We start from the raw sequence: 2,943 nt of genomic DNA on the forward strand, positions 1-2,943 counted from the left end.
GCCGACGGCCACCGTGTTGTCACGGTCGGCCTTCGAGCCCGCACCAAGGGCGACACTGTTGACACCGTTGGCGGTCGCGCTGGCACCCAGGGCGGTGCTGTCAGCCGCATCGGCCCATGCATTCCAGCCGATCGCGGTGGCGTAGTCATCGGTCGCCCAGGCACCGGCACCGAAGGCCGCCGCACCGGTACCGCTGGCACGCGACGGGATCAGGCCGAAGAAGGTGCTGCCGCCGATGGCGACACTCTCTGCGCCACTGGCTTCGCTGGACTGACCGACGGCGACGGCGCCGCTGCCTGCTGCCGCCGCTCCGAAGCCGACAGCCGTGGTGTTGGCACCGGTCGCTGCCGAACCGTAGCCCAGCGCGGTGCCGAGGCGGCCGCTGGCTTCGCTGTAGCCACCGATGGCGGTGGTGCCATCGGCCGAAGCGGCACTGCGGAAACCACTGGCCAGCGACTGCGCACCGCTGGCGACGGCCTCCGCACCGTTGGCGGTGCTGTAGACGCCGCTGGCCTGTGCAGCGGTGCCGGTAGCGGTGGCGCTGATGCCACTGGCTACCGCGCCGTTGCCGAGTGCGGCACTGTCTTCACCGGTGGCCTGCGCGTTGCTGCCTACCGCAGCCGCATTGCTGCCCGTGGCCAGCGYRTTGAAGCCSACGGCGGTSGCGTTGGCSGCSACSGCSGTGGCACCACTGCCGAGCGCRSTGGCGCCATTGCCGATCGCATTGGCCGCTTCACCGGCMGCCAGYGCRTTGTCRCCTTCSACRTAGGCACCGGCATCGCTGTCGGCGCTGCCGCTGGCCTGGAAGTRCTTGCTGGTCTTGTCCGCCGTAGCGGCGACAGCATCGAGCTGGTTCTTGTTGACCGCATCGGTGCCTTCGGTGCCGGCCGCCACATGGGTCACCTGGCGTTCGCTGCCGGCACTGCCGACGGCCACCGTGTTGTCACGGTCGGCCTTGGAGCCTGCGCCCAGGGCGACGCTGTTGGCACCGTTGGCGGTAGCGCTGGCGCCCAGCGCCGTCGACTCGGCGCCATCGGCCCACGAATTCCAGCCGATTGCAGTGGCGTAGTCGTCGGTGGCCCAGGCACCGGCACCGAACGCCGCTGCGCCGTAGCCACTGGCACGTGATGGCACCAGGCCGAAGAAGGTGCTGCCACCAATGGCCACGCTCTCATCGCCGCTGGCTTCGCTGGAATCACCCATCGCCACCGAGCTGGCGCCCGACGCCGCAGCGAACACGCCGGCAGCGGTGCTGTTGGCACCACTGGCCACGGTGCCATAGCCCAGCGCCGAGCCGAGGCGACCGCTGGCTTCGCTGTAGCCGCCGACTGCGGTGGTGCCGTCTGCAGAGGCTGCCGAACGGAAGCCACTGGCCAGCGACTGCGCACCGCTGGCGACCGCCTCGGCACCGTTGGCCGTGCTGTACACCGCCGTCGCCTGCGCGCCTGCACCGGTCGCGGTGGTGCTGGTTTCGCTGGCCACCGCGCCGCTGCCGAGCGCCGCACTGTCTTCGCCCGTCGCCTGTGCGTTGTTGCCCACCGCAGCCGCATTGCCGCCGCTGGCCAAGCTGTTGAAGCCCACCGCCGTGGCGTTTGCCGCTACCGCTGTTGCACCACTGCCGAGTGCGGTGGCGCCGGTGCCGATCGCATTGGCGGCCTCACCGGCAGCCAGCGCGCTGTCACCTTCCACGTAGGCACCGGCATCGCTGTCGGCGCTGCCGCTGGCCTGGAAGTACTTGCTGGTCTTCGCGCCTTCGGCGGCCACCGCGTCCAGCTGGTCCTTGTTCACCGCATCGGTACCCTGGGTACCGGCGGCCACGTTGGTGATCTGGCGGGTGTTGCCGCCGCCACCGACCGACACGGTGTTGTCGCGGTCGGCAATCGAATCGGCACCCAGCGCCACGCTGTTGGCACCGCGCGATTCAGCCGCATTGCCCAGCGCGGTGCTGTTGATGCCCGGCGCATAGGCGCCGCCACCGACCGCGGTGGAATAGTCGCCGGATGCTTCGGTCGCCAGCAGGCCGAACAACGATCCACCGACGGCCACGGCATTGGTGCCGGTAGCCAGGCTGCCCTGGCCGGTGGCGGTGCTGTAGGCACCGGACGCTTCCGAATCGCCACCAAGCGCGACGCTGTTGGAACCGGAGGCGTTGGCAAAGTTGCCGAAGGCAGTGGCGTTGAATGCCGAGGCGTTGGCGTAACCGCCGATGGCGGTGCTGTAGCCACCGGTCGCTTCGGCACCAATGCCGAATGCTGCCGAAGCGGTGCCACTGGCCACGCTTTCACTGCCGACCGCAGTGGCGGCCTCACCGCTGGCGTTGCTGAAGTAGCCTACCGCCACGGCTTCTTCGCCGCTGGCTTCGGACAGCACGCCGCTGGCGGTGCTGCCAGCGCCGCTGGCCACCGCGGCCGCGCCGAAGGCCGCACTCTGTTCGCCGCTGGCTTCGCTCTCGGCACCATGAGCAGTGGCGTATTCGCCGGTCGCCTGCGCGTTGGCACCGATGGCGCTGGCATTGGCCGCGCTGGCCAGGGCATTGAAGCCGATGGCCTGTGCGTTGCCGGCCAGTGCATTGGCGCCACTGCCGAGGGCGGTTGCGCCGTTGCCGATGGCGTTGGCCGATTCACCCGCGGCCAGCGCGTTGTCACCTTCCACGTAGGCACCGGCGTCGCTGTCGGCACTGCCGCTGGCCTGGAAGTACTTGCTGGTGGTCGCGGCACTGGCTGCAACCGCGTCGAGCTGCGACTTGTTCACCGCATCGGTGGCCTGGGTACCGGCCGCCACACTGGTGATCTGCCGCTCGTTGCCGACGCTGCCCACCGACACGCTGCGGTCGCGGCTGGCCACCGAACCGGCACCCAGTGCAACCGCGTTGTTGCCACTGGCCGTGCTGCCCGCGCCCAGGGCGATCGCACTTTCACCGCCGGCCACCGTGTTGGTGCCGAT

Annotated in this window: 1 protein-coding gene; it reads right to left on the reverse strand. The window is 70.1% G+C overall.

Annotated features, from left to right (window positions below; translation table 11 throughout):
* Positions 1-2,943, reverse strand: a 2,943-nt coding sequence (locus AC1VAN_RS16915; RefSeq protein ID WP_480986260.1) for a YadA family autotransporter adhesin, incomplete at both ends; no start/stop codon positions are given.

Source organism: Stenotrophomonas sp. 05L44_2 (assembly GCF_056665995.1).